Annotated in this window: 2 protein-coding genes; both read right to left on the bottom strand. The window is 44.8% G+C overall.

What is annotated here, in order from left to right; genetic code table 11:
* Positions 1–90 precede the first annotated feature (90 nt).
* Positions 91–1,269 (bottom strand): calcium-binding protein, encoded by a 1,179-nt coding sequence (locus ACYTXL_RS29215; protein ID WP_461927689.1) that lies wholly within the window; start codon positions 1,267–1,269, stop codon positions 91–93.
* A 190-nt stretch (positions 1,270–1,459) separates the two neighbouring features.
* Positions 1,460–3,521 (bottom strand): beta strand repeat-containing protein (locus ACYTXL_RS29210; protein WP_461927688.1); only part of this gene is annotated, 2,062 nt, incomplete at its 5' end.

Here is a 3,521-nt window from a genome sequence, read left to right as displayed (position 1 = left end):
GGAGAGGGATTGAGGGTGAGGTAAGCCAGGGACATAAATTGTATGTTATTTAATTCTTATTCCTTAGTGATGCCAGAGCGCTAATTAAGATTAAACAACCACAAAATTGCTTTTAGTTAGTGACACTCCAGCAGATAATTGGGCAAATTTTACCTGAGTAAACGCACCCGCACTGCCATCTTGGTCAAAATACAGTCCACCTGTAATATTGTCATAGATAAATCGTTGAGTGCTTGTTGTTGCAGATGTTCCGAGGGTAAACTGGTTTGTCTTAAGTGAACCGATTGATAACTCGCCACCAAAACCAGCAGCCGATACCTGAATCAATTCATTAGTGGCCTTGAAGTCATAAAGACGATCAATGCCTTCCTTGTAACTATTGAAAACAAAGGTATCAGTCCCAGCTCCTCCATACAGGGTATCATTACCAAGACCACCTATGAGGATATCATTACCAAGACCACCTGTGAGGATATCATTGCCATTCCCACCATCAAGGGTGTTATTACCAGTGGCGCTAGAGGCCGAGATATAATCATTGCCATCACCACCAAAGAGTAGGTTATTCCCTGTTGAACCGCTAGCACTCAAGGTATCGTTACCTGCGCCACCGTTGAGGGTGTTTTTGCCAGAGGAGCGAGAGTCGTATGTGATGGAGACATCGCGGGGGTCATTCACGTCTCCAGGAGTGTAGCTGTAGTAGCCAGAGATGGAGATATAATCATTGCCATCGCCACCATTGAGCAGGTTATTGCCTGTTGAACCGCTAGCACTCAAGTTATCGTTACCAGCGCCACCGTTGAGGGTGTTCTTGCCAGAGGAGCGAGAGTCGGAGTAGTCATACTCATTTCCTTTGTAGTAGCCAGAGATGGAGATATAATCATTGTCATCGCCACCATTGAGCAGGTTATTGCCTGTTGAACCGCTAGCACTCAAGCTATCCTTACCAGCGCCACCATTGAGGGTGTTATTGCCATTTGAGCCAGAGTCGTAGTCGTCGTCTGGGTATATGAAACTGGAGTAGCCAGAGACGGAGAGAGAATCATTGCCATCGTCCCCAGAGAGCAGATTATTCCCTGTTGAACTGTTAGCGCTCAAGTTATCGTCACCAATACCACCGTAGAGGGTATTATTGCCCGTGCCACCAATGAGAGTATCATTCCCCGCACCACCCCACAGCAAGTCGTTGCCGGCTTTAGCGTTGATTGTGTCCGCGAGGTTGCTACCCAGTAAGGTATCATTACCATTAGTGCCATTGATATTTGCCATAATTTCTACCTTCCTAAATCAATTTTTTCAGTAACTTCAGTTCTCAAGCTGCTGTTAGTGCTGTTTTATAGCACAAAGAACTCACCATCAAATACAAACCTACGACAACAATTAAAAGCAGACATACAAGATGCTATTATAAGCACCTCATAACACATACTACTTAGTGATTGCAGAGCGCTAATTCCGATTAAACAATCACAAAATTGTTTTCGGTTAGTGACAATCCAGCCGATAGTTGTGCAAATTTTACCTGAGTAAACCCAGATGCACTACCATCTTGGTCAAAGAACAGTCCACCTGTAGTGTTGTTATAGATAAATCGTTGATTGCTTGTTGTTGCAGATGTTCCGATGACAAACTGACTAGCTGAGACTGAACCTGGTGATAAACCACCACCAAAACCAGCAGCCGATACCTGAATCAGTTCATTAGCGGCGTTGAAGTCATAAAGACTATCTACACCTCCATTATAATTATTGAAAGCAAAAGTATCAGTACCAGCTCCTCCATAGAGGCTATCATTACCGTTGCCACCTATGAGTATATCATTTCCATCACCTCCATCTAGGAGATTAGCACCTGTTGAACCGCTAGCATTCAATGTATCGTCACCTGCACCTCCTTCTAGGGTGTTATTGCCAGATGAACGAGAGTCGTAGAAGGAGCCGTTGGAGTTGTAGTAGCTGCCAGAAATGTCAAGAGAATCATTGCCATCGCCCCCAGAAAGCAGGTTATTACCTGTTGAACCGCCAGCACTCAAGGTATCGTTACCTACACCTCCATTGAGGGTGTTATTCCCTAAAGAGCGGTAGTTGGAGGAGGAGTAGGAGTAGCCAGAGATGTCAAGAAAATCATTGCCATCGCCCCCAGAAAGCAGGTTATCACCTTTTGAACCGCCAGCACTCAATGTATCGTCACCAGCGCCTCCTTCTAGGGTGTTATTACCAGACGGGCGAGAGTCGGAGTAGTCGTAGGAGGCATAGTAGGAGTAGTCGCCAGAAATGTCAAGAGAATCATTGCCATCGCCCCCAGAGAGCAGGTTATCGCCTGTTGAACCACCAGCACTTAAGGTATCGTTACCTGCACCTCCGTTGAGAGTGTTATTGCCTGATGAGCGAGAGTCAGAGATCTGGCCGTAACTATTGCTGTAGCTGCCAAAGACATTAAGAGAATCATCGCCATCGCCCCCAGAAAGCAGATTATCGCCTTTTGAACCGCTAGCACTTAAGGTGTCGTTACCTACACCTCCATTGAGAGTGTTATTGCCTAATGAGCGAGAGTCAGAAGAGTAGCCGAAACTATTGCTGTAGCTGCCAGAGATATCAAGAGAATCATTGCCATCACCCCCAAAGAGCAGGTTATCACCTGTTGAACCACCAGCACTCAAACTATCGTTACCAACTCCTCCATTCAGGGTATTATTGCCTGTTGAAATGTCAGCAGTCAAGCGATCGTCACCAGTGCCACCAAGAAGGGAGTTATTTCCCACACCGCCATCAAGGGTATCATTTCCCGTACCACCAATGAGAGTATCATTTCCCGCACCACCTCTCAAAAGGTCATTACCACTTTTGCCATCAATGATGTCGTCACCCCCTTGACCATTGATAACATCATTGGAGTTGTCAAAACCCGTTATATTGTTGTCGAGGTCATTGAGGAAGGTAACAGTGTTCCTGTTGAATAGGCTAGTTTGAGTGGAATTAGCGTCAAACACATCAAAACTGTCAGTGATGCTGGTTTGTCCATCAAACAAGATATTGCCAATAGCTGGTCGTGAAGAAGTTGCTGGCAGATTATCCAGATTTTCTAATTTGAAGTTTTGGAGAATGACTTTGTTATTAGCGACATTTTCAAAGGTGATTTCTAAGTTGTTACCATTTTGAGTTAATTGCAGATTTTGAGCAGTCAAGCCACTACCGATAAATTGCAAGGTGTCTAAGGAAGCAATCACGCTTGCTGAGGGATTTGAGCCTTTACCAATGCCACCGAAATCGGTGATAATATCAGTGCCAGTGTCAAAGCTGATGTCTAAAAAGTTATAAACAAATTCATCATTGCCCGCACCACCAGTTAGAATGTTGGTACCATCTCCACCTGTCAGGATATCATTACCGGCACCGCCAATAATTGTATCATTACCATAGCCCCCAAAGAGCGTATCGTTCCCACTATTTCCCACAATGTTGTCATCGTAGGCTGTACCTGAGATATTTAATCTTTCGATATTCTTATAGCTAACCCGATTC

The organism is Nostoc sp., from assembly GCF_054880495.1.
The sequence above is the reverse complement of the archived record's forward strand: the minus strand, read 5'-3'. Positions and strand labels throughout refer to the sequence as shown.